General features: G+C 38.3%; 17 protein-coding genes. 3 read left to right on the plus strand and 14 right to left on the minus strand.

Annotated features, from left to right (window positions below; all coding sequences use genetic code 11):
- Entirely contained in the window at positions 1-888 is an 888-nt protein-coding gene (locus MSTHT_RS08800; RefSeq protein WP_048167458.1) for a DUF1616 domain-containing protein, read from the minus strand.
- Positions 889-1,328: 440 nt separating this feature from the next.
- Between MSTHT_RS08800 and MSTHT_RS08805 the strand changes: the two genes are divergently transcribed.
- Positions 1,329-2,225, plus strand: a complete 897-nt coding sequence (locus tag MSTHT_RS08805) for an SDR family NAD(P)-dependent oxidoreductase (RefSeq protein WP_082086818.1) — start codon at positions 1,329-1,331, stop codon at positions 2,223-2,225.
- An 85-nt stretch (positions 2,226-2,310) separates the two neighbouring features.
- Here the strand turns inward: MSTHT_RS08805 and MSTHT_RS13790 are convergent, their stop codons facing one another.
- The 5 genes from MSTHT_RS13790 to MSTHT_RS15185 all read right to left on the minus strand — a co-directional run bounded on the left by MSTHT_RS13790 (position 2,311) and on the right by MSTHT_RS15185 (position 8,880).
- A complete protein-coding gene (locus MSTHT_RS13790; protein ID WP_156149739.1) occupies positions 2,311-4,530 on the minus strand; it encodes a TIGR04279 domain-containing protein in 2,220 nt (739 codons plus the stop codon).
- A gap of 64 nt (positions 4,531-4,594) precedes the next feature.
- The gene (locus MSTHT_RS13795; protein ID WP_148704462.1) at positions 4,595-5,770 is read right to left on the minus strand and encodes a hypothetical protein; all 1,176 of its coding nucleotides are present in this window, start codon (positions 5,768-5,770) and stop codon (positions 4,595-4,597) included.
- 1,118 nt (positions 5,771-6,888) lie between these two features.
- Positions 6,889-7,584 (minus strand): CPBP family intramembrane glutamic endopeptidase, encoded by a 696-nt coding sequence (locus MSTHT_RS08830; protein WP_226999420.1) that lies wholly within the window; start codon positions 7,582-7,584, stop codon positions 6,889-6,891.
- A 632-nt stretch (positions 7,585-8,216) separates the two neighbouring features.
- Positions 8,217-8,396, minus strand: a complete 180-nt coding sequence (locus MSTHT_RS15180) for a DUF1616 domain-containing protein (RefSeq protein WP_231588046.1) — start codon at positions 8,394-8,396, stop codon at positions 8,217-8,219.
- A 280-nt stretch (positions 8,397-8,676) separates the two neighbouring features.
- A complete protein-coding gene (locus MSTHT_RS15185) occupies positions 8,677-8,880 on the minus strand; it encodes a DUF1616 domain-containing protein (protein WP_226999422.1) in 204 nt (67 codons plus the stop codon).
- Between the two features lie 891 nt (positions 8,881-9,771).
- Here MSTHT_RS15185 and MSTHT_RS08840 point away from each other — a divergent pair.
- Both MSTHT_RS08840 and MSTHT_RS08845 read left to right on the plus strand, forming a co-directional pair.
- Complete coding sequence (locus tag MSTHT_RS08840; protein WP_048167460.1) at positions 9,772-10,740, plus strand: glycosyltransferase family 2 protein; 969 nt, start codon at positions 9,772-9,774, stop codon at positions 10,738-10,740.
- A gap of 123 nt (positions 10,741-10,863) precedes the next feature.
- The gene (locus MSTHT_RS08845) at positions 10,864-11,835 is read left to right on the plus strand and encodes a glycosyltransferase family 2 protein (RefSeq protein WP_048167461.1); all 972 of its coding nucleotides are present in this window, start codon (positions 10,864-10,866) and stop codon (positions 11,833-11,835) included.
- 167 nt (positions 11,836-12,002) lie between these two features.
- On the opposite strand, the gene MSTHT_RS08850 is transcribed toward MSTHT_RS08845, so the two are convergent.
- The 8 genes from MSTHT_RS08850 to MSTHT_RS08890 form a co-directional block, all read right to left on the minus strand.
- Positions 12,003-13,538, minus strand: a complete 1,536-nt coding sequence (locus MSTHT_RS08850) for a lipopolysaccharide biosynthesis protein (RefSeq protein ID WP_231588047.1) — start codon at positions 13,536-13,538, stop codon at positions 12,003-12,005.
- A 662-nt stretch (positions 13,539-14,200) separates the two neighbouring features.
- Positions 14,201-15,262, minus strand: a complete 1,062-nt coding sequence (locus MSTHT_RS08860; RefSeq protein WP_048167463.1) for a polysaccharide deacetylase family protein — start codon at positions 15,260-15,262, stop codon at positions 14,201-14,203.
- Between the two features lie 59 nt (positions 15,263-15,321).
- The gene (locus MSTHT_RS08865) at positions 15,322-16,749 is read right to left on the minus strand and encodes a nucleotide sugar dehydrogenase (RefSeq protein WP_048167464.1); all 1,428 of its coding nucleotides are present in this window, start codon (positions 16,747-16,749) and stop codon (positions 15,322-15,324) included.
- Positions 16,750-16,845: 96 nt separating this feature from the next.
- A complete protein-coding gene (locus tag MSTHT_RS08870; protein ID WP_082086819.1) occupies positions 16,846-17,784 on the minus strand; it encodes a UDP-N-acetylglucosamine 3-dehydrogenase in 939 nt (312 codons plus the stop codon).
- 44 nt (positions 17,785-17,828) lie between these two features.
- Positions 17,829-18,911 carry a DegT/DnrJ/EryC1/StrS family aminotransferase gene (locus tag MSTHT_RS08875; protein ID WP_048167465.1) on the minus strand — a complete coding sequence of 361 codons (1,083 nt, stop codon included), beginning with the start codon at positions 18,909-18,911 and terminating at the stop codon, positions 17,829-17,831.
- A 65-nt stretch (positions 18,912-18,976) separates the two neighbouring features.
- Entirely contained in the window at positions 18,977-19,645 is a 669-nt protein-coding gene (locus MSTHT_RS08880; RefSeq protein ID WP_048168500.1) for an acyltransferase, read from the minus strand.
- A 1,246-nt stretch (positions 19,646-20,891) separates the two neighbouring features.
- Complete coding sequence (locus MSTHT_RS08885) at positions 20,892-21,737, minus strand: CPBP family intramembrane glutamic endopeptidase (RefSeq protein ID WP_231588048.1); 846 nt, start codon at positions 21,735-21,737, stop codon at positions 20,892-20,894.
- Complete coding sequence (locus MSTHT_RS08890) at positions 21,734-22,621, minus strand: DUF1616 domain-containing protein (RefSeq protein WP_048167466.1); 888 nt, start codon at positions 22,619-22,621, stop codon at positions 21,734-21,736. Before MSTHT_RS08890 ends, MSTHT_RS08885 begins: the two co-directional genes overlap by 4 nt.
- Between the last annotated feature and the right edge of the window lie 663 nt (positions 22,622-23,284).

The raw sequence follows: 23,284 nt of genomic DNA on the forward strand, positions 1-23,284 counted from the left end.
TCAGGCCTCCTCAGTAACATTGATCCAGAGATGAAGACTTCTGTAGGGTACTGCTTTTTCAGTTTCTTTAAAGAGCAGAAACTCTAGCTTCATGTTCTCTCCTTCAAAAAGCGGTGTAAAAGTAATCGGCTCTTCCCAGGACATATTATGCTCAAGACTTACAGATTTTTGATTTTCTGGAATAGGTAGAGACCGATTTTCAAGCCTTACTTCCATTGTATAATCTACAGGTCTATATTCATGGTTTCTTATTCCTATGATAACTGTTCCTTTCTCCCCCTGTACAAATTCTGTGGGATAATCCGCGGTTGTCCCGTTGGTTCCAAGAACATAAAACTCCGTAAATGGTTCTCCTTCTTTAGGGTGTCCTATTATGTAGGCGAGGCTTCCCATAGATGCCAGAATAGAAAGGATTAAAATAAGCGCAATAATCTTGTCAGCTTTTGATTCAGGTTTTTCAAGTACATTGGCTTTCATATTAAAGAAACATGTTTTGAATGAAATTCCAAAAGCTTCAGTTTCAGGCAGCAATCTCCTTCTGTAATATGCAACTGCACACATCAGGAGAGTAAAAATTGAAAGTCCTATCAGTAAAGGAGTCTCCCTGATTCCCCAGGCGGAATAATTCAGGATAAATCCTATTATAGGGACGACTGCAATATTCAATCCTAAAGAGATTGCAACTCTTTCAATCCCTTCAAGATCATTTTTAGCTGGGAAAATAGCTCCAGCGAGGGCATAGCCAGGCAAAAATAGCACCAGAAAGATTCCCATGTACGTTCGCAGGAAACTATCGCTAAGTGCAGGCACAAGTACGAAAACGTTAGTAATAAATACAAAACCTGCAACGATTAAAAGGTCCATGGGAAATTTTCTATTTCCGGCCATTTTTACCACTGATAGAATCTTTTTATATCTAACTTCTTTGGATTTATACTTATGTGAGCCATAATCTGCATATCTTCTTTGAAATTTCTTCAAGTAAGGTTTAACCTTTCAGGTGGTCATTTAAAGGAAAATAAGGATGAAGGTGCCTTTACATCTTGAATTCAATCTTTAGTGGTATTATTCTTTACATTTAAGCCTGAATTTCGAATTCTATACGACTCTTTGTCCGACTTAAATTTCTACAAAAAGTACCCTTAGTTTCCCAATTTTTTGACTCCCCTTATTGATAAGGTCTCTTTGTATGAAAAATTTTTCCCTTTCCTTAATGAATTTCTCCCGTCCTTATTATGTTTGTCTACATTACAGATTTTTTTAATTTTACTTATATCTCTGGACTGACATAGAAAATTTTATTTTGTATTTTTTCCTTCTCTGAAAGCATGAAAGTACTGGTCACAGGAGGAGCAGGTTTTATAGGCTCCCATATAGCTGAATATTTTGCGGAAGAAGGACACACTGTCAGGATTCTGGATAACCTTGCCACAGGTTACATTAAAAATATCCCGCAGAATAAAAATATCGAATTCATTCAGGGAGATATCTGCGACTTCTCCTTAGTCGAAAAGGCAGTCTCAGGCATTGACTATGTCTTTCATGAAGCTGCCCTTGTATCTGTACCTTTAAGCTGTGAAAGACCTGCTGAGGCTTTCCGGATTAATACTCTTGGAACCCTTAACGTACTGAAGGCTTGCGTTAAAGCTAATGTCAATAAATTTGTGACAGCTTCTTCTGCTGCCGTTTATGGAAATAACCCAGTCCTTCCAAAACGCGAGGATATGTATCCTGAACCGGCTTCACCTTACGCTATATCTAAACTTGATGGGGAGTATCTGGCAAGGATGTTCTACGAGAATCACGGGCTGCGCACTACTTGCCTGCGTTATTTCAATGTTTATGGTCCCCGCCAAGACCCACGATCTCCATATGCGGCTGTTATCCCAATTTTCCTTGACAGGGCAAAAGCAGGGAAGGATCTTATTATTTACGGAGATGGACTTCAGAGCCGGGATTTTGTGCATGTTAAAGATGTAGTCAGGGCAAACGTTGCAGCTCTTGAGCATGGGGATGGTCAGGTTTTTAATGTAGCTATGGGAAAAAGCGTAACCATTCTAGAGCTTGCGGAAAATATTATTAAGTTAACTGGCTCTTCCAGCAAGATAGTGCATGCCGCCCCACGAGCAGGCGATGTTAAAGATTCAAGAGCAGATGTCTCAAAGATCTCCAGCTGGTGGAAAGGAGAGATTGAACTGCAGGACGGATTAAAAAGTCTGATTTAAACAGTTTTAAGAGAGTTTTCTTTAAAAATAGAGGTAGAACAGAAGACATAATTGTCTCCTGTTTTCACCTTTTATAATCTCCTTTTCATTGTTCTGGTTGCTTTTTCCTCATAATAATCGCGCCTATAATGAGGACTATAGCTAACCCTGCAAAAAAGGTTGCAATTTTCAAAATCGTTTTGTTTATATTTTCTTGAGGAGCTGTACCAGTCTCATTTGTTGCCTTTACTTCATTCTGTGGTGTTCCTCCGGAATATACTTGGTCTTCATCTTTCTCATCAATCACTACCATATTCTTCTTGGCTGTGATTGCAAACGGGGAGAAACTGGGAGTTTTAGCTTCATAGTAAACATATTTTTCATCTTCATCTATCTTTTCGGTCGGGAGGAAATTCCACTTTTTGTTGTTGAAGTGTTGAAGGACTAATGAGTCTGCGTTAATGTAGTTTTCATCAATCCAATCCTTACTTACTTTAAAACCTATGGTGGCATTTTCAATGTTTTTCGAGTTTGCAAAGCCACTGTTTCCGATCCAAATATTCACGTATTTATAAATTTCTCCCTCGGGTTCATTTGGAGTTAGACTGGACTTTCCTTTTAACTCCTCAGCAATTGCTGTAGTTTTCCCAGCAGTTTTCTTTGCCTTGAACTCTATGTAGTTAATACAGGTGTTTCTCTTTGTGAACTCAAACCTTATAGTCTTACCTTTTGAAATAAACTGCTGACAGAGCTCTTTTGCTTTGATGTTCTTGGAAGATTCTGGAGAGCTACCGCGTCCAGAGCTACCACCGCGTCCAGAGCTACCACTACTTCCGGAATCATCATCTCCAGAGCCATCACCTCCAGAGTCATCATCTCCAGAGTCGTCATCTCCAGAGCCATCACCTCCAGAGTCGTCATCTCCAGAGCCATCACCTCCAGAGTCGTCATCTCCAGAATCGTCGCCTCCTGACCCGTCATCATCTGAACAATCATCGTCTCCAGACCCGCCATCATCTCCAGAGTCATCACCTCCAGGTCCATGATCTCCTCCAGGTCCATGAGGTCCATGATCTCCTCCCGGTATGTGATGATCGCTTCCTGGTATAATCAAAACTTTGAGCTGAGTAAGCCCTACAAGCCCTTCTCCCGGACAATATGCTCCCACAAAGAGCAAATAGTCACCTGGAGGTAAATCAAGAGTGGTAAGTGATAATGCTTTCTCGCCTTTATCTCCTATTGCTATGGAACCATTTCCTCCCCCTATCAGGGTTTGGATTTCTTTCTGAAGCTCGTTTTTAGTTAGCTTTGACTTATAATTTGAGGAGTTTATGCCAAACTCTTCAATGACGTCCACACCATTTACTATTACTGATGTGCCGCTTCTTGTTCCATTAGTATTGACCTCAATTTTTGCCTTATATGCATGCTCATTGATCAGTACTGCTCCATAAGTACAATTACTTTTATCGGGAGCATTCACAAGATTCATTCTTAGATCCAAATTTTCCTCATTTGTTATTACTACGGGAATGCTTATGTCTAGGTCTGCTACATTTACTATGCTCCCTGGAGTTGAAACGAGTAACTTGTATTTTGAGACCATAAAGGCTGTTGTGGAGATGACTGTCAAGCTGTCGTCTTCATTTTCCTGAGTCATGACTATAACATACTGTCCAGCATCAAGCGGCCCTAAATTATAATTTAGCAAATCTCCATTCTTTCCGAGCACAGCGGAATATTTTTTATAATTCCCGTCTACACTGCTGTTAAAGAGCTTATTTAGGTTCCTTATATCTTTTTCTCTAAAGGCATCAAGGATCTCGAATACTGTGTCCGGGGTTACTTTTATAAGGAATATCTCCACATTTCCTTTTAAACCGGCTTCCCCAAAGAAAAACATCACTGCATCTTCTCCCGGCTGGTAAATGGGAATGGTTCTATAGACATAAGCTGACGGGTAGTTTACAGTGAATTTTCCATCTCTGTCTTTATACAAGGTTCCAGAAGCTCCCCCAAACTCAATATGTTTCGGTCCCTCGTATGTGATTTTTATCGGATGGGGAAGCTGGATTCTTGACTCTGCAAACGGGTTTCCCATTATAATCCAGTTTCCTTGTGTCGGGTTGCTGGTATGATCCAAGACATAAACAACTCTGTCTGTAAAGTTTATACTTCCAATAGGGACAACACTCTTTTCATTATTACTATCTATAAAGTTTATACTTTCAATAGGGACAACACTCTTTTCATTATTACCAGCAGTTGCTGTTGTAGAGGTTAATATGAGTATTCCTAGTGCAACTATCAATAGACTCTTTCTCAAGGGCATACCTCCATTCTATTCTTGATTTTTTTCCATAATAATCACCTTGAATTGCCGTTTTTTTTCATTTCCTTCTTGAATATACAAACAGAATCAGAATTCCTACCCCCATTCCTGCTAACAGATATAATTTATCTACAGATTGTCTGGAAGATTTGGGCTTTTGAATGTTCTCTCCGGAAAGCTTTGTTTGATTGCTCACTTCTGTGAGATTCTTATCTAAATTTAAAACTTCAGAAACTTCGCTTCTATCTGCATTTTCGGAGCTTGTTGGTTTCATAGAAGATTCGGTTTTTGGGGAAGAAGAGCCTCTAGAAGCAGATTTTTTGGAGGATGAATTTTCGTTGGAGGATGAATTTTCGTTGGAGGATGAATCTTCGTTGGAAGATGAATCTTCGTTGGAGGAAGAATCTTCGTTGGAAGATGAATCTTCGTTGGAGGAAGAATCTTCGTTGGAAGATGAATCTTCGTTGGAGGAAGAATCTTCGTTGGAAGATGAATCTTCGTTGGAGGAAGAATCTTCGTTGGAGGAAGAATCTTCGTTGGAGGAGGAATCTGTATTTGAGCCTGAATTTTCGCCCGACTTAATAGTTACTGTTTTCGTGATTTCTCCTACTTTTATCTCAAAGTCCCCAGGTGGAATTGCTTTTGTGTTATATGAATAACCTAGTTCCCCATTCGAATCAGCTTTTATCTTCTGAAAAGCTTTAATCTTCAGGTTCACATTTGAAATTCCTTTCTTAGCTTCTCCGTCAATTTTTATATCATAGGTTCCTGGAGGGACATTTGATTGAGATACAGTTACTGTTTCTCCTGAGGCTTCTGAACTTTTTGTTATCCAGACAACCATCTTTACCCTCACATTGAGGTTTTTGGCTCCCCTTGCTTCAACTGTAAAAAAGTTGTCTAAGCTCCCTGGAATTTTTACATCTTCAAGAATGTATTCAAACTTCCCCCCTGAGACAGGAACGGTTTTATCAAAGGTCACGTATACACCGACTTCCTCTCCCGGAGATGCACTCCCTTTTATGTTAATAGTATCTCCACGAACAGGTTCTTGAGGGGAAAACTCCCAGTTATTAACGGAAGCTGCTGCAGGAGAAGTTACAACTAAAACAAGAATTGAAAGGACGACGACTATATAAACCAATGTTTTCATTTTATTAGTGAAATTAGTAAATCTGTGCACAGGAATTTCTCCTTTTAAAATTTGATCTTTATACAATTTTTTCCAATACATATTGACAATACAATATTAAATAATTAACAATGTATACCTATTAAAAGATTATACTTTCAAGAAATTATGCAAAACTTATTCTACACAAAAGTATAAATTTTTATCTACTGTACTAAATCTCATATGCAGAAAAATAAAGTATTTTATGGTTAAATTTTAAAATTCAATTTAGCTGACATTGGTAGCTGATGCCCTAAACTCCCTGATCAGGCTCTACTTATGATGCAATAAACTGATTTCAATTTTGTAGAAGGTCCCAAAAGTTTGTATTGTTCTCTTTTTTTATTTATGTGTTGCTGAATATTTTAATAGTATTCCCCAACCAAATAGCTCTCAATTCCTTTTAATAAACAGAAATAAACTCATTTTTGGTACGTTAGTCAAATTTAAATTTTATTCTCCTTATTGTTTAATTGGTATATTATCAATTAACAAAATTGACAAAAGTTTTTTATACCATGTAGTTCTTGTTACATGTACCATTCAACAAAAGAAAAAAAGTCTACTATATATTATGGGGGCATCAATATGTTATTGAGTGTTATCTCTTCGAGCGCAGTTTCAATGAGTACATCTCCTGGGCTTCCACAATATGGAGCCTTGGTAATTTTCGGGCTTATAGCTCTTCTTTCTATAAAAGAAGTCCTATCAGCATCTAAAATATGGAGTAACTCCCTCAACAACTCGTTTAATATGGCAATTCTACCGTTACTTTTAGCTTTTGGAGGGACTGTTTGTTACAAAATATTAGAATGTATCTAATTTCAGCACCCAAAATTCATTATTTGTTTTTTGTAGTTTAATAGCTCTCATACCCATTTTATATTTTTTTAGATCAATCATGTGTATTTATACAAAACTTAAATTCTACTTCTACTGTAAACTACTGTTAATTTTTTCTTGGAATCCGGATCTTTTACATCGTTTATATTTTTAGCTATTGATACACTGCTTAAGGTGCGTTCCTTATCATCCCTTAAGTAAAAAGTTAATTTTTGAAAAAGTATAAAAAATCAAAACAGTTAATTGTGAAGTGTCAGTGAAGGTTAAAGGAAATTGAAAATAAAACTTAAAAATAAATTTGGAAAATCAGATATAGAATAGGATTTTATAAAACATCATAAGCCTGTCCAACTACTCATATAATGTGGAATAATACCGAAAAGGAAGACATTAATAAAGCCGTGCAGGACGGTAATAAAGGGCAAGCTTTTCGTTTTGTAGAATATAATGCCCAATAAAAAACCTACAAAAGATGTATAGAGGATCTCATAACAGGTTCCATACCCTGAGTGCATAAGTCCAAACAGGAGACTTGTAATTAATAATGACTCACCAATACTTAGTGCCTGTGCGAGCCTTGTCTGGAGGATTGACCTGAAGATAAGCTCCTCAATTAAACCAACAAAGAAAACCATAATAATTGTAAGTCTAAGTAGATTTTCGAAAGAGAGATCGGGGATTATGTACTCTGCCTTTATGGTTAGATATTCTCCAAAACCGAGAATAAAACTCAGTGGAACCGAAAGAACCATATACACCCCTATATTCTTCATCGAAATTCCTATCTGCTCAAGTGAGTGCTTCTGAGAGATTATTATAACTGCGACTGGTATTGCCAAGACGCCGTAGATAAAAACGAAGGTATAAAGGGTTGTATCAAAAAAAATGGGCATTGAGAGATTTATCAGTCTCAGGATAGGAAGAAGCATCAGAGCCTGGTGGATTTTCTGAATTTCAGGATCATTTACATATATATTAGAAAGAGAAAGTGCAATCAAACCCCCAATGTGCACTATAACAGCGATTCCCACATCTCCTAGAAATATCAAAATCTCGGCTAGAGATATACACAGGATAGGTATTGCAGAAAGAAGTCTGCGCTTTCTTAATTCAAAATCTTCCTGATTTATCCTCTCAGCTCTAGTTATTTCAGAGGTTTTAAACGAATATTTATAAGAATTAGCTGGCTTCTGCATGAAGTAACTCCTTTTCAATGGGGCGAGTTTAAGTTTATCTTGTATGCACCGTGAGTACGGGCTTTAGGATTTTCAGGTAAATCCTCAAATACCGTATTTCAAATACTGTATAAACTTTTACTCTAAGTTCCTATAAATTCTTTTTGATAATCTTCTTCGCCGCTTAATCAATTTCTATGAGTCCTAGAATATAAGAAAAGTAAATCCTCATAAATATTTTTAAAGTGCAGAATAATTTGCACATTAGCTAACTACGGAAAGTATGACTCCAGAATGAGTTGAAGGCTAAATATAAAAAAAATTAAATTTAGAAGCTTTTAAGAGAAATAGTTCACCTAGACTATCTATCGAATAACATAGACAGAAGCTTTTAAACAACAAGGGAATACAACTTAAAATTTACGTAAGAGATTATCGATGATTTGGGAGGCCACCTATTGCAGTCGCATCTGTCACTCTATACACCCTTAAGACATCATTTTTATGTTGTATTTACATCTATCCAGAGAAAGATCCCTATAAGGCACAGTTTTCTCAATCCCATTAAAGAGCAAGAACTCAAGCTTCATATTTTCTCCCACAAACGCAGGTGTAAAAATAACTGGTTTTTCCCAGGTCTCATTATGGGCAAGGGCAATATGCTTCACATTTTCTGAGAGGGACAGTGACATATTTTCAAGCTTTACCCATTGTATAATGACCTATACTCATGATTTATAATTCCCTACTATTATGGTTCTGCTCTCCCCAAGAATATATTTTGTAGAATAATTGTCAGCCTTTCCTTCAAACCCAAGAAGCTAAAACTCCATAAAATATTCTCCTTCTTTTGGACTCATGACTACAAAAGTGAGGTCACCATAGACAGAAAGATTAAAAATGCTCATCTCAGATATTCAAGCCCTCATATTATGAAGATGGACAGGCTTACAAGTATTGGAAGGGTGTGATGCCCCAAGGAATATAGTTAAGACAAAGACCTATTAGAGGCACAACCGCAATACTTAAGCCGAAAGAGAGAGCCATCCATTCTATCATATCAAAGCCGTATTTTGTAAGAAAGAGGGGTACAGTCAAAGCGTATCCTGGCAGGAAAAGCATAAAAGGTAGTCCTACCGAATTGCGGGGCATGGTCTCACTTATCTAGGAGTAAGCATAAAAATATCTGTAAGGAGCATAAGCCCCATGATAATCAAGAGGTCTGAAGGAATTCTTTTCCTCATGCGGGTCATCTGATTTCAGTTTAAAATAATAAGTTTCTAGTTTCTTCAATTGAAATAATTTTTAAGAAAAGTAAATATTTTTCTAATGTATTTAATTCTTTCGCGCTTTTTTCCTAGGACATAGATGTTATAATATTTCCACTAATTTTATACCGATCTTTATTTTTCCCATATATTTTCTATGCAATTTTTTGTTATAAGCTTTCTATTCTGCCTATAATCTTTTTTCTATTTTTCCTAGATCTTTTTCTTTCAATATTTCCGGATTATTTATTAGAGAGGAAGTTTGGATTCTTCAAAGTTTTTTGGTCTTGACAAATTGCGGCGAGTAGTAAAAAGCAATGGTACAGGCTTTAGATCTCAGATGCTGCTGAATGAATTCTCACAAAAATCCATAAGTCTGCGGGACTGAGATCATGAATGCATTGAGTTTCTATGCTGCTATTTTTTGAAACTTTTTTTACTGATTTGATATTATATTTTGAGAAAGTTAACAATTTAGTACCATTTTCAAAAAAACATTATCTCAATCGTATAATTTTATGTCTTTATTGATACAGACTCTTCCGATATTGTTATTCTTGAATTAATATTTTTAGATAGTGCTACTGTCAATAAATTTATATACTCTTCATCTAAATTTAAATCTAAAAAATTGTTGCCGAATTGTTATTTAAAAGCTATTAAGATAATATTTAGTCTTACTTGATTTAATTTTAAGATATTTACATATATGTTCGCCTTAGATGTTCATATATTTACTAAATGGAATGTATAACATAAATTAGGGGGTTATTAAATGAATAATCAATTATCTAAGGTCAATTGCATTCAGACAACAGTAGACAAAAAAATAAAATGTAATGCAGGAAGCGGCTCTAAAAATATCACCGTAATCCTTCCTGCTTATAATGAAGAAGATTCTATCGGAAGTATTGTTCTTCTCACGAAGCTCTATAGTGATAATGTTATTGTAGTTGATGATGCAAGCTCGGATCGGACAGCTGAAATAGCAAAAAATGCAGGGGCTGAAGTAATCGTACATCAGGCAAACAGAGGTCGAGATATAGCTCTTGATACTGGTTTTAAAGCCGCAATTAACCTTGGCGCTGATGTAATTGTGACAATGAGCTCTAACGGGCATCATAATCCTGCGGACATCCCCAAGCTTGTTGACCCGATTATTAAAGGTCATGCAGACATAGTTAACGGTAGCCTGTACCTGAACAGCCCGGATAAACCCACTCAAATTTACCACCGTGTAGGGCAGAACATCTTGGGTAAGTTTACTAACAAAAATCTGTACAAGACCAAAGATTCTCAGACCATTTTTCGGGCTTTTTCAGTTTCTGCAATAAACGCTGCTCATCTTGATTCCCAGAGCATGACTGTAGATAACTGGATGCTTGCAGATGCAGGAAAATCCAACCTCCGCATAAAAGAAGTCGAAATCGGTGCACATCGTAACTTCGGAGACCAGGTTAAAGATCCGATTAAATACATTCTTGGAGTTCTGAAAACTGTACTGATGGATATAGAGAACAATAAACCGCTTTACTTATACTCAGTGCCAGGATTTGCCCTTGCCACTTGCGGTTTTTATATGGGTTTGAGATTTCTTGAAGCCACTCTCCTTGGAATCGGAAGTCTACATTTCTGGCCGCTGTCTCTAATGGTTTTTCTATCAATTGCTGGAGTTTACATGACAATGAGGGGGATTTTGATGCATTCCTTTGTGGAGGTAACCGCGCAAACGGAGTCTGTATGAAATCCTCATACAACTGTTCAGATACCGCCGTGGAAAAAGTAGCCAAATTAAGTCCATAGTCTGGCTGTACAGATGCCAGTATTCTATTAATATTTTCACAGTCTGATTTTGGAGTTATTAAAAATGGGCAATGAACTGCTTATAGGAAAAAGCGAGACGCAAACAAATAAATACCAAGAAAAGACGTACAGTAAAGGCACAGCTTCCAAAAATATCACAGTTATCCTTCCTGCCTACAATGAAGAAGTTTCTATTGGTAGCATAGTTCTCCTTACCAGGTTCTATGCAGACAACGTAATTGTTGTTGACGATGGAAGCTCGGATCGGACAGCTGAAGTTGCCAGGAAAGCCGGAGCTGAAGTGATAGTCCATAAAGTTAATCAGGGAAAAGGTGCAGCATTAAAAACTGGCTTTACAGCTGCAGTCTCTCTTGGTGCCGATGTAATCGTGACAATGGACTCCGATGGTCAGCATAACCCGGCTGATATCCCGAAACTGGTTGAACCTATTCTCAAAGGTGAAGCCGATATGGTTAACGGCAGCCGCTACCTCAACGGCCTGGATAAAAATACTCCGGTGTACCGCCGTGTTGGGCAGAAAATTCTGGATAGGGTTACCAATCTGAACTCAGGTCTCAAAATTACTGATTCTCAGAGTGGGTTTCGTGCCTTTGCAGCATCTACAAAAGATGTCTTCCGTTTCAATGCCCAGGGCATGGCGATAGAAAGTGAAATGCTGGCAGATGCAGGAAAATCCGGTCTCCGTATAAAAGAAGTCGAAATTGGAGTCCGTTACGATGTTGATTGCTCAACTTTGAGCCCGATTAAGCACGGCTTTAGCGTTCTCGTTCTGGTTTTAAAAGATATAAAGTTCAACAACCCCCTTTACTACTTCACGGTCCCTGGTATTTCTCTTGGAATCGGAGGACTTTATATGTGCACTCACTTCTTAAGAATTTATCTTCTGGGAGGAAATCTTCAATTTGTACCTACAATGCTCATGATTCTGTTCATCATTGTAGGAATTTTCATGGCTTTGACAGGCATCTTGCTGCATAGTGTAGCTGGACTGGAGAATGAAGCAAAAACAGCATGAAATGGTAAAATGATGCCTTTATTGAGACAGATTGAACTAAGCTCAGAAATAAGCTAAGGAATTTTTGTATAAAATGTAAGAGTTCTTGGGTGTGATGAAAAAATAAGAAAAAAGAGCAGTTAAGTAAAGTAGTTATTTTGCTGAAATGAAAAATAGATTAAAACTCGTCACATCCTAAACTCTCTCACTATCTTTTTTATCTGCGCATCAGTTTTTAAAATATACAGGTAGTAAATCCCAATAGTTGCAGCGGAAATTATAACAAGCAGAATCTGATTTATTTCTACGATCTTCAGAGCAATAAGGGTAGCTCCTGCAGGAATAAAGAGAGTGAAATTTGAAAATAAAATTTTCAAGGCTCTCGAGATCTTTACGCCGGAATAAGACATCATCTTCAGGCAAAGATAACCGTATACCAGGACTCCTGAAATTGAGAAAAGGGTAAGTGCTAGACGTGCGTTTCCAAGCAGCCCGCCAATCGTAAGGGAAAGCAGGCGTGTGATAAGGTTGAAAAAATTATAATGAAAACCGAAATGATGTTTCTCTACTACTACATATATAGTAGTTAATGGGGACGAAATAAACCATATAAAAGCCCACAGACTGAGGATCTGGGTGTAAACCCCTGCTTCTGCCCAGGCTTTCCCAAAAATAACCGTAAAAACATCGCTACCGACAATTGTCAGAATCAGTATTGGGAACATGCCTATAATTACGAGCATTCTGAACACATTTTCAACAAGGGAGGGAAGAGTACCCTCGGATAAGGCTCTTGAAGCTCGCTGGAAAAAAACCTGTGAAATTGAGCTTCCTATGAAACTCATTGGCAGCTGCAGGAGACGAAAGCCAAGAGAATAAAAACCTACTACTGCAGGCGTAAAAAATGCTGCAAGAAGGAAGGCAGGAAGCTGCCAGGAGACCGAGTTCATAAGAGCAGCCCAGGAGTCTAAAAGCGAGAATTTGCGGTATTTCTTGAACCCCTCATAGACTTTTTTCCAGTTCAGGCTCTTCACAATCAGTTTCTTGTCATCTCTCCAGATCTGTCCTCCAAGTACAAATGTTGCAATAGACTGACCTACAACGCTTCCAGTTATCAATCCGCCTGCACCGATTTTCTCTATAAGCCCAAGCCCTACCTGCGTTGTAGTACTCGAAACCGAACTGAAAACTTTTGAAAGGGAAAGTCTCTTGAAGAGTTTTGTTCTTGAATTCCAGTTATTCAGTGCAAGAAATAGCCCGTTTACAAAAATGAACGGAGGCACAAACCAGAGATAATCTCCTATTTGCTGAAAATTCAGGACATTAACTATAGGTTCTTTGAGATACCATATGGCTAAAAATGTTAAACCACTTATAAACAATACTGCTAGAAAACTCAATACTAACAGGTTTACAGCTTCTTCGTCCGATTCAGGCAGCATTATAGAATACTCGTACCTCATGCATGCAATGACACTGATAATGCTAGTAATAGAGATGTATAGAGCCCAGATCCCAAAATCATCGGGCCCATATAAGCGGGTCAATACAGGAGCAGATAGAATCATAAGGATTTGAGCAAAGGTTGTCCCGCCCGCAAGCGTTAGCACATCGAGAGCAAAGCTTTCCTTCTTGCGGTTACCCAATCCTTTTTCTGCTGCATCCGCTGTTGTCTCATCCATATCCAGTACCTTAAAAAAGTTTCCTTTAGAGCTGATCTCCATGTATTCCTGCATTCTCAAGAGGATTTTATCTTGAAAACACAATCCTGGGGTCTGATATTCTCAAGTATATCGAATCTCTGACTTTCCCCTCTAAGCCCCCCTATAAATAAACCCTCCCTAAATAAATTTGTCGGCTTCCTCAATTTATATGTAACAGTTGAGAATATTATTTCCCTTCACTCCCCTCAACATTACTTTATTATAGGTTCCTTTTATGGTTTCTACAAGAAGCCAGTTATAAATCTTCATCAGTCTCAAGTGGAAGGTTGACCATGGAAATACAGAATACATGGAATAAACAAAAGCAGTAAGTTTGTCGTTGCCTTCCATTTATTCCGTGGTTATGAAGTAAATGAAAATTTACATTGGAGACTTTAATATTAGCCTCTTGGAGATAATTTTGATAGGTTTTCTAAAAAGCTAAAAGGATTTAACGTTATACACTGATAGCAATCAGCTTATCAGGTATCAGGCACACGCAGCCGAAAATAGGTCTATCAAGCAAGCCTGCCTGAGGGGTTAATTAATACTTCATGGTCTGATTAATTACCTTTTATTCAGAAATAATTGATTTATCCAATGATCAGTAGTTCTTAATTACCTTATTTATTAAGAAATAGTTGATTTATCCAATGATCAATAGTTATCTGTTGGATACAAGGTTATGGACATACTTCCCAGTATTTCGGTTCAACATTAGTTGACCACCAGTTGTATATTTCTTCTCCACTTGCAATCCAGGCATTTTTGCCAGAAACATATTTGAGGAATTTTTCGTAATATTTGAGGCTTTCTCCCTCAATGTTTGTATTATTATGCCACAGAACCGTAATTACGCCATTACACTGCTCAACCTTATCAACAAGGCTTTTTATGAGTTCCCAGGCCTGCTTGACATTAAGTCGCATGTAGCTTCTTAATAAAGTTCGATCCATAACTATTAGAGGAAGCTCAAGGATATCGATTTGTTTTCCGGTATTTATGTTATAAGGCCTGAAGGGATGGCACATCCCATTTCTAAAACCTGCGCAATCTGCATATCCGAATGTTGTATCATACTTAAAATTGGCTTTACTCAACAGTTCCCATGTATCAGGCACTCTGAATCTTAAGAAATGATTTCTGTACCCTATAATTTGCTTGCCAAGAACCCTCTCAAGCCTCTGTTTTTTTTCTAATATGTCCCCAAAATTCTTATAAGATTCATGCCCCCCATGCAAGCCTACTTCCCATCCGTGGGAAGATATGTACTTTAATTCGGCTTCGAGATCCTCAATCTCATAATTGAAATCCTGTTCTCCAGGGCGCAGTGCCATAAAATAAAAGCTGGATTTAGCGTTGTATTTTGCCTCCAGCTCCATTATTTCTCTAAAGTTCCAGCAGGGATTACATCTCTTATTAATTCTGGAAAAAGGTGCTTTTATAGCATCTCTAAAGTTCCCTCTAGCAAATGCCTTGGCAGTCCCAATTATGGGGTAGAGTTTCTCCGGATATACTACATCAATATCATGAGTAAGGCAAACTGCAAACTTTCTACCATCCGGATATTCAGGACATAAACCCTTTTCTACAAGAAATCTGGAAACATTTGGGTCAAAAACGTTCCTTTGACCGCTTAAATAGTAAGGAAATCTATCGTACTGGTCAGAGAAGTACAGGTTATATTCTTCTTTTTTGGTAAATAGATTCCACAACTCCTCGTTTTGTTTTAGTGTCTCGATCATCGTTTTCACCCTTATTTCCAGATTTGAAAAACTGAACTATTTCTCAAAGAGAACTATGTTCACACTATTAAATGTTCGTTTTTATCGCCTCTTCCAACCCCCTTATAGACAAATCCCCTGGAAATAAACTCATCAGGCTCAATCACATTTCTTCCATCTACAATAACCGGATTTGCCTTACCTGAGACTTCCTTTACCCAATCAGCTTTTATATCAAAGTAAGCACTATGCCCTGTAAGAATAACTATTGCATCTGCATTCCTGATGACATCTTCAAGATTATCCGAGATCTCAATCCCTGGATAGTTCACAACATAAGGGTCATGCACTATAACTGTCGCGCCTGCCTTCAGGCATAGATCCCTGTAAGGTTCTGAGGGTGTGTTCCTGGCATCGTCCGAATCTCGAATAAAAGCCCAGCCCAGTATTGCAACCTTTGAATTTTTCATCTCCTTTCCAATCCTTTTAAGGGCTTCAACAGTCAGATTGTACATGTGGACAGGCATGAAATCATTGATTTTTCTTGCGAGTACATAGATCGAATCTGCACCTTCAGGATAGTCAAGCTTCCTGTTTCCTATCTTGACCCCTCTTTCCAGGTGATATGTATCCTTTGTAAGACAGTGACCTCCAACGCCTGCTCCAGGCCAGAGTACAGCTCTTGTAATACCTTCCCCTTTCAGGCTGTCTACTCCAGTCCTGACATCGTACACATTTATGCCCATAGCTTCACAATAAAGAGCAAGCTGGTTAATTGCTGCTATTTGAAGGTCGCGGAAAGTATTCTCTGCAGTTTTCGTAACCTCGGCTGCAGTTGCACTCATAGGGATTACTTTTCCCACAGTCAATACAGGTGAATAAAGCTCAACAGCCCGTTTAGTACTTGCCTCATTGATACCGCCCACAATCCTATCATGTTCCCTGATATTCTTCAAAAGCCTGCCTACCATTACTCTTTCAGGGGCATGGGCAAGGGCAAAGTCCTCACCTGCTTTAAGTCCTGACTCTTCTTCAAGAATCTGTTTTGCCATACCTTCGGTCGTGCCCGGCGTAATTGTGGACTCAAGGACTACGAGCATGCCTGGCTTCAGATATTTTCCTACGTTTCTTATTCCCTCAATGAGTGCAGAAAAGTCAGGTTCCAGGTCTTTGGGGTTTGCAAAAGGAGTTTGGATTGCAAGAGTGACAGCATCAAGTTCTGATATTCTTGAGAAATCTGAAGTGCATTCGAACTTGCCAGCTTTCACAACTTTGCTAATAAGCTCTTCAAGGCCAGGTTCCTCTCCTTTGAGAGGGCTCTCTCCACGGTTGAGCATATCGATTTTGTAACTTGAGCTTTTTGAGTTACGCTGGAAGCCGAGAACTTTATCAAAACAGGGAGCATCGGCAAAAAGAACAGCTGAAGGAATACCTACATAGCCCATTCCAATTACTCCCACTTTTTTAATTGGGCCTCTTTCCTCGAAAAGTTTTTCTAATTTATTCATACTCATCACTTTCCAAATTGTTTTTTTAGATTTTTTAAATCTTTCATCTTTTTAGAGGATTCCCAGATTTTACTTCTTTGAGATATTTTCTCTTGCTTATTGCCCTACTTCAATTAATCTTCCCTCTTCGTAGGACCTTATGGCTGCCAATGCCACTTCAAGAGCATGTTTTCCGTCCTCTCCGCAGGGACTGGGGTCTTTACCATTTGCAACACAATCTATGAAATAGGTGAGTTCATTTTTCAGGGGCTCGCTGTGTTCTACTTTGGCTTTTCTTATCCACTCATTATCGTGCAGCTGTACTGTCTGGTTAATGTAGTCCAGATAGGCAACACCTTTAACTCCGATCGCTGTTAGCTGCCTTACCTTGTGTGGAGTTAGCCAGTTTGTCTCCACAACCCCTGCAAAGTTATGATCCATGCGCAGGATAATTGAGGCGTGATCTTCAAATGAATGAATATCCGCACCTGCAATTGCATAAACACTATTTATTTTCATACCGTAAAGGTATGAGATCACATCTATATCATGAACACCGATATCCAGAATTACTCCCACATCTCTGATCCTCGGATTATAGGGTCCTACTCTTTTGGTCGAGATTGAAACTATCTTTCCCAGAATTCCTGAATCAATAATCTCTTTAAGTTTTATGACTGCGGGATTAAAGCGTTCAATGTGCCCAACCATAAGAATTTTTCCCGCTTTTTTTGCTGCTGATATCATCAGATCCGCGTTTTCAGTCGTATCTGCAATTGGTTTTTCTACAAGGACATGTAACCCTGCATCAAGAGCATCAAGCACAACCTGTTTATGCAATTTGGTAGGCACAACCACACTTACTGCATCAAGCCCTTCAGCGAACATTTCCTTATAATCTGTAAAGGATTTTGTTTTGAATTGTGCAGCCATTGACTCGACACGTTTCTGATCTATGTCCGATATTCCTGCAAGCTCCACACCATCCATTTCACTATAAATCCTTACATGGTTCTGCCCCATGGCACCTGTTCCTATTACTCCTACTCTGATCAAAAGTCTCACTCCTGATTCTGAAAATGCAGTGGCTGGAAAGCTGCTCAGTCTTTTGCATAAAATTCTTTGGTTGTTTCGATTATCTCCTGCAAATCGGTTCTGGATAACATCGGATGCACAGGGAGAGAAAGAACATCTTCTGCTGCTTTCTCTGAGACCTGCAAGGAATCTCTGTATCCAAGCTCCCTGTATAGAGGTTGCTTATGAATGGGTATAGGATAGTGGATTCCTGTTCCTATATCTCTTTCTTTCAGGAAAGCTGCAAGTTGATCCCTCTTTTCTGCCCGGATGGTATACTGATGGAACACATGGGTGCAGCCAGTTTTTATAACTGGAGGCACAACTTCTGATACCTTTTCTAATCCCGCAGAGAGTGTTTTTGCATTCTTTTGCCTGGCAGAGGTAAATCCATCTAACTTTCCAAGCTGTACAAGTCCGATTGCAGCTGCAATATCAGTCATTCTCAGGTTGAAACCCAGCATTTCATGCAGATAACGGACTTTTGAGCCATGAGCCCGGATCATTTTTGCCTTTTCTGCAATTTCCTTGTCGTTTGTAGTGAGCATTCCACCTTCACTGGTTGTCATATTTTTAGTTGGGTAGAAGCTAAATGCTCCTGTTCCGAAACTGCCCACCTTCTTTCCGAGGCATTCTGCACCATGGGATTGGCAGGCATCCTCAATCACAATAAGCTTATTATCGTCAGCAATTTCCATTATAGCTTTCATGTCCGCAGGATGCCCATAGAGATGGACAGGCATGATAGCACGAGTCTTTAGGGTAATTTTTTCCAGAATTTTCTCAGGATCTATATTATAAGTATCTGGTTCTATATCAGCAAAAACAGGTTTTGCCCCGGTGTAAAGGATGCTATTTGCTGTTGCAATAAAACTGAACGGACTTGTAATCACCTCATCTCCTTTTCCTATGCCATGGGCAAGAAGTGCAATGTGCAGGGCTGCAGTACCAGAGTTTACAGCGACTGCGTACTCACAATCATTATATTCGGAAAAAGCGAGTTCAAATTCTTCGACTTTCGGACCCTGCGCAATCATGCCTGAATTCAAGACCTCAGTTACTGCATCAATTTCTTCCTTACCCAGCATGGGCTTGGCAATTGGGATCATTTTAGGACCTCTTTTAATAACCTCAATAAAACTTATTTTCACCTAACATTGGTTTTCTATTAAGTTTATATTCGATTCAATTCCATCATATCTTCAGAAAGTTCTTGTATTCTGGCAGGTGCCCCGACTGCAAGCTTCCAAGCGGGTACATTTTTTGTAACAAGAGCTCCCCCCGCAACCATTGCCCCTTCTCCAATTTCGATACCTGGAAGCAAGGTAGCATTCGCACCTATAGATGACCCTTTTCTCAAAATAGGACCTTTCAGATCATACTTCTTTCGAATGGGATATTTATCGTTAGCTAGAACTGCACAGGGTCCGATGAATACATGATCTTCAATAACCACGTTGGTCGGAATGTATACATTGCCCTGGATGCTGACATTGTTTCCTATCTTGACGTGCCCGTCTATAATGACATTGGTTCCGATAAGGACATTATCTCCAATTTCCGTATTTTCTCTGATCATTACATTATGTCCTGTTTTGAAGTTTTTTCCGGTTTTTACATTGGAAAATATCGTTGATCCAGCCCTTATAATCGAGTCAGGGCCTATGGTACATCCTGGAAAATCATAATTTTCTATTTCAACATTCTGCTCCAAGATTTCCATCAAAACCCTGTGTTCAGGGTATCCCAGAATTACATTTTCCATTATTACTGTGCCTTTCCCTATTACAGAATTACCATATATTTTAGAAGAATTATGAATTTTAAATTCAGTGGAGTTCATTTTTCCCCCCGTTTCTCTGATTTTTCGTTTGACCAGAGAAACTTTCCTTTGGAACATAAAAGTATCTGTCTGCTCTTTTGTACAATCTTACACAGCTTTTCGTTTTTCACATTCCGACTATCGGGGTAATCTACACGCTCAAAATAAGCCCCCAAGGGCGATTTTTATTGTTTTTTCTATATTCACTCCAATTTACTTCCATAACTATCTTAATTTTTTAGTTCAATATACTTTGTAATTATTTAAGTGATTTGGTTTATTTATCTACCACTTCTTCCTTTCTCATAAGTATTTCAACATATCTTTTTTGCATTAAGAATCTCAAAACATATCTTCTAATTATTTACAATGTATCTTCGTAAAATATTATATAGTTATTCACTTAAATTCTCCAGTGATTAAGCGATAGAGGACGTTTACGTGGATAAGAGTTTCCACTCAGTATGGTTAAAAATCCAATATTCATTGATCAAGAAATTTACTTAATAAGGCATTGACTAAGAGGAATTCTACCTACTTTTAAGGTTTGACAGGCATTCTTCCCTTCTGAATTTTACTTATTCGATTGTAAGCTAAAATTTACAGAACCTTCGTTGTTTGTTAATATGGCTTTCTCCGTCTTCCAAAACTAAAATTTAGCAGCTCTATTCTAAATATTGTCGATGGAATGAGAAGAATTTTTATACCATATAGCATACTTATCTCATAAATACGCTAATCAACTCGAGGTGTTCTAACTACGCTTACAAGCCTATCTATTAATTCGATTTCAGCAGATGCGCTCTCAACTGCGACCGTAATACCAGGAATACCTGACGGTGCATCAGTAGCTACGGCAGTTTTACTTTTACTGCTTTTGCTCAGGGATTTTCTCCCTGTATCAGAATATTGGAAAAGTAGTGTCAATGTTTCTTTAAATATGGGAATTGTTCCACTGCTGTTTTCTTTCTGTGCAATACTTCTCTTTAAGGTTGTCGCACTCTTTTATTGATTTTGTACAGATGAACCCCAAAAGGCTGCATCAGGGAATCCCCCAGATCCCCAGGGGGACAACCTAAAATATTGCTCATGTTTGCTCTATTCCGTACCTTTCGTGATTGAAAAAAGTACTGTATCCTTAAAATTGGTAACCGGAAGGAGTCAGGAAATTATGTTCCTGACTGTGTAGCAGTTTTCTTTTCTAACTTGACTACCTTTAATCCCTTTTCTTTTTATTTTTCAGAATTTGTTGCTGAGATTAAAAAATTCAAAGGAGGGGAATAATCCCGAAAAAGAATACATTGATAAAACCATGAATTAGAGCGACCAGTGGCAAACTCCGAGTTCTGTAAAACAGAAAGCCTAGAAGAATACCCACAAGGGATATGTAGAGAATTTCAATTATGTTCCCATATCCTGAGTGCATTAGTCCGAATAAAATACTCGTAATTATCAACGCTTTCCAACTGCCTAGTACTATCTCTAACCGATTCTGCAGGATTGATCTGAAGATCATTTCCTCCACAGGGCTCACTAAGAAAATCATGATCATCGTGAGACCCAGAAGGTTGAGAATTGAAAGATCATTGATGAGAGGATTTTTCCCTACAATGAGATATTCCACCGTTCCTAACAAGAGACCAAGTACTATTGAAAACGGAATATATATTCCTATTTTTTTAAATGTTATCCCGAGCTGCGAGCCAGTAAATCCCTGGTTTGTGGCTGCAATAATTACAGGAATTGTCATGAGACCGTATATGAAAATAAGGTTGTAAAGCTTCTCCTCATAGAAAAGTGGCATTGAAAGGTCTACCAGGCGCAGGATAGGCAGCAGAATAAACGCCTGGTAGGTTTTCTGAATTTCCTCATTTCTTATGAACATCGTAGAAAAAGAAAGCCCAAGCAAAATTAATGCATGCATTATTATGGCTTCAAGTTCCCTTCCTGAATAAATTAACAGTTCTGCAAAAGCAATCGCCGCGAATGGTATTGTAAGGTAAACCCATTTATTTTTTATCTCAGGCGCCCTTTCAATCAGATATTCAGATGTTTTCATTTTAATAGCTTCCGAGGTCTCCATATTCAAACTCCCAAGCGTCCCCATCTTCATGCCTCCCCTTCAACATTTATCCAGAGGCGCAGGTCTTTGTAGGGCACATTCTTTTCAGTCTCATTGAAAAGCAGGAACTCAAGCTTCATATTCTCCCCTTCAACAGGAGGCGTAATCTCAAGGGGCTCTTCCAGAGTGGTATTGTGGGGAAGCCTGATATGCTGCAGGTTTTCTGGAAGAGGCAGTGATTCATTTTCAAGCCTTACTTCCATTGTATAGTCCATTGTTCTGTGCTCATTGTTTGTTATTCCTATAATGTAAGTACCACTTTCTCCTCTTATGTACTCCGTTGTATAATTATTAGCCATCCCATTGCTTCCAAGAATATAAAACTCCGTAAATGGCTCTCTTTCCTGAGGTATCAGAATGGCGTAAGCTCCAGCTACTATCAAAATCAGGAAGGAGAGAGCCAGGATTATCCGGAGTTTTTTCTCAGTCTTTGACTCCGGTTCTCCCATAACCCCTGATATCAGGGTAATGGCAAGAGCCCTGAAGGGTACTTCAAATGTACTGTCCGCGGGCAGACGCATTCTTCTAATGTATGCTATTACCAGTGTTAGCAGGGTAAAAGCGGAAAGGCTTGTAAGGAAAGGTACCTCTTTGATTCCCCAGCGTGTAAAATTAAGTGCAAGTCCTATCAAAGGCGCAATTGAAACACTCATTGCAACAGAGAGAGCAAACCTCTCCATCCCCTCAAGTCCGCTTTTTTTCGGAAAAAGCATGGCTATCAAGGCATACCCTGGAAGGAAGAGCAACATGAGTAGACCAAGGGCTGTGCGAATTACACTTCCATTAAGTACAGGAACTAGTACGAAAATATCCGTAAGAATTACAAGGCTTGCTACTAATAGCAAATCAGATGGAAACTTCTGGTTTCCGGCCATATGACTCCTCATAAAACGATTTTATGTTTTTTTTGACTTCCCATTTTTTTGTTATTCGGGCTAACTCACCATCTTTCTGTTTTTCTCATGAGGTTTTTCGGAAACCTTCCGATTTCCTCTTACTGGCTTTTTTAATCTCCAATTGAGAAAATAACTATGGAAAGGTAAAAATATGTCCGAGCTTTAACCCGGTTTTCTTCCATTTATCAGAAATTATTTCCTGAATTACATTAGTTTTCAAGAATGTTTTAACCCGAACTACTCAATTATCTATTTGTATAAAATATCTTTCCCTTTTTCCTGCATGATATCTAAAATACTTTTCCCTTTTTTTCTATTTCCACGGAAGAAACCTCTACCGTTTAAACCTTTGTCTTTATAACTTTCTTATTAGAGATCTCGGGCTGATTCAGGAGATTTTTACCCGTTAACGTATATATAAGAAAATATAAGAAAAAAATTTGATTTCTTATATCAATGTAAGTTTTTCCTTCAATATTTCGTTGTGTTATATAAAAGATAAACATTTTTAAACTATTATTCAGGAAAACAGGCACCTAATGCGAGCTTAATTATTTTTCATTGTCGAGGAGACTGATTAATTATTTTTCGTGCCTAAATGTTTATATAGCTCGTATTTTAAAAAAGGTACAGGTCTCAAAT

It is taken from the genome of Methanosarcina thermophila TM-1, from assembly GCF_000969885.1.
Lineage (GTDB): Archaea > Halobacteriota > Methanosarcinia > Methanosarcinales > Methanosarcinaceae > Methanosarcina > Methanosarcina thermophila.

Excerpts from the sequence above, each read along its gene's own strand:
- MSTHT_RS08800 (WP_048167458.1), bottom strand. The coding sequence starts at position 888 with ATGGCCGGAAATAGAAAATTTCCCATGGACCTTTTAATCGTTGCAGGT.
- MSTHT_RS08805 (WP_082086818.1), top strand. The coding sequence starts at position 1,329 with ATGAAAGTACTGGTCACAGGAGGAGCAGGTTTTATAGGCTCCCATATA.
- MSTHT_RS13795 (WP_148704462.1), bottom strand. The coding sequence starts at position 5,770 with ATGTATTGGAAAAAATTGTATAAAGATCAAATTTTAAAAGGAGAAATT.
- MSTHT_RS15185 (WP_226999422.1), bottom strand. The coding sequence starts at position 8,880 with ATGCCCCGCAATTCGGTAGGACTACCTTTTATGCTTTTCCTGCCAGGA.
- MSTHT_RS08840 (WP_048167460.1), top strand. The coding sequence starts at position 9,772 with ATGAATAATCAATTATCTAAGGTCAATTGCATTCAGACAACAGTAGAC.
- MSTHT_RS08845 (WP_048167461.1), top strand. The coding sequence starts at position 10,864 with ATGGGCAATGAACTGCTTATAGGAAAAAGCGAGACGCAAACAAATAAA.
- MSTHT_RS08850 (WP_231588047.1), bottom strand. The coding sequence starts at position 13,538 with ATGGAGATCAGCTCTAAAGGAAACTTTTTTAAGGTACTGGATATGGAT.
- MSTHT_RS08860 (WP_048167463.1), bottom strand. The coding sequence starts at position 15,262 with ATGATCGAGACACTAAAACAAAACGAGGAGTTGTGGAATCTATTTACC.
- MSTHT_RS08865 (WP_048167464.1), bottom strand. The coding sequence starts at position 16,749 with ATGAATAAATTAGAAAAACTTTTCGAGGAAAGAGGCCCAATTAAAAAA.
- MSTHT_RS08875 (WP_048167465.1), bottom strand. The coding sequence starts at position 18,911 with ATGATCCCAATTGCCAAGCCCATGCTGGGTAAGGAAGAAATTGATGCA.
- MSTHT_RS08880 (WP_048168500.1), bottom strand. The coding sequence starts at position 19,645 with ATGAACTCCACTGAATTTAAAATTCATAATTCTTCTAAAATATATGGT.
- MSTHT_RS08885 (WP_231588048.1), bottom strand. The coding sequence starts at position 21,737 with ATGAAGATGGGGACGCTTGGGAGTTTGAATATGGAGACCTCGGAAGCT.
- MSTHT_RS08890 (WP_048167466.1), bottom strand. The coding sequence starts at position 22,621 with ATGGCCGGAAACCAGAAGTTTCCATCTGATTTGCTATTAGTAGCAAGC.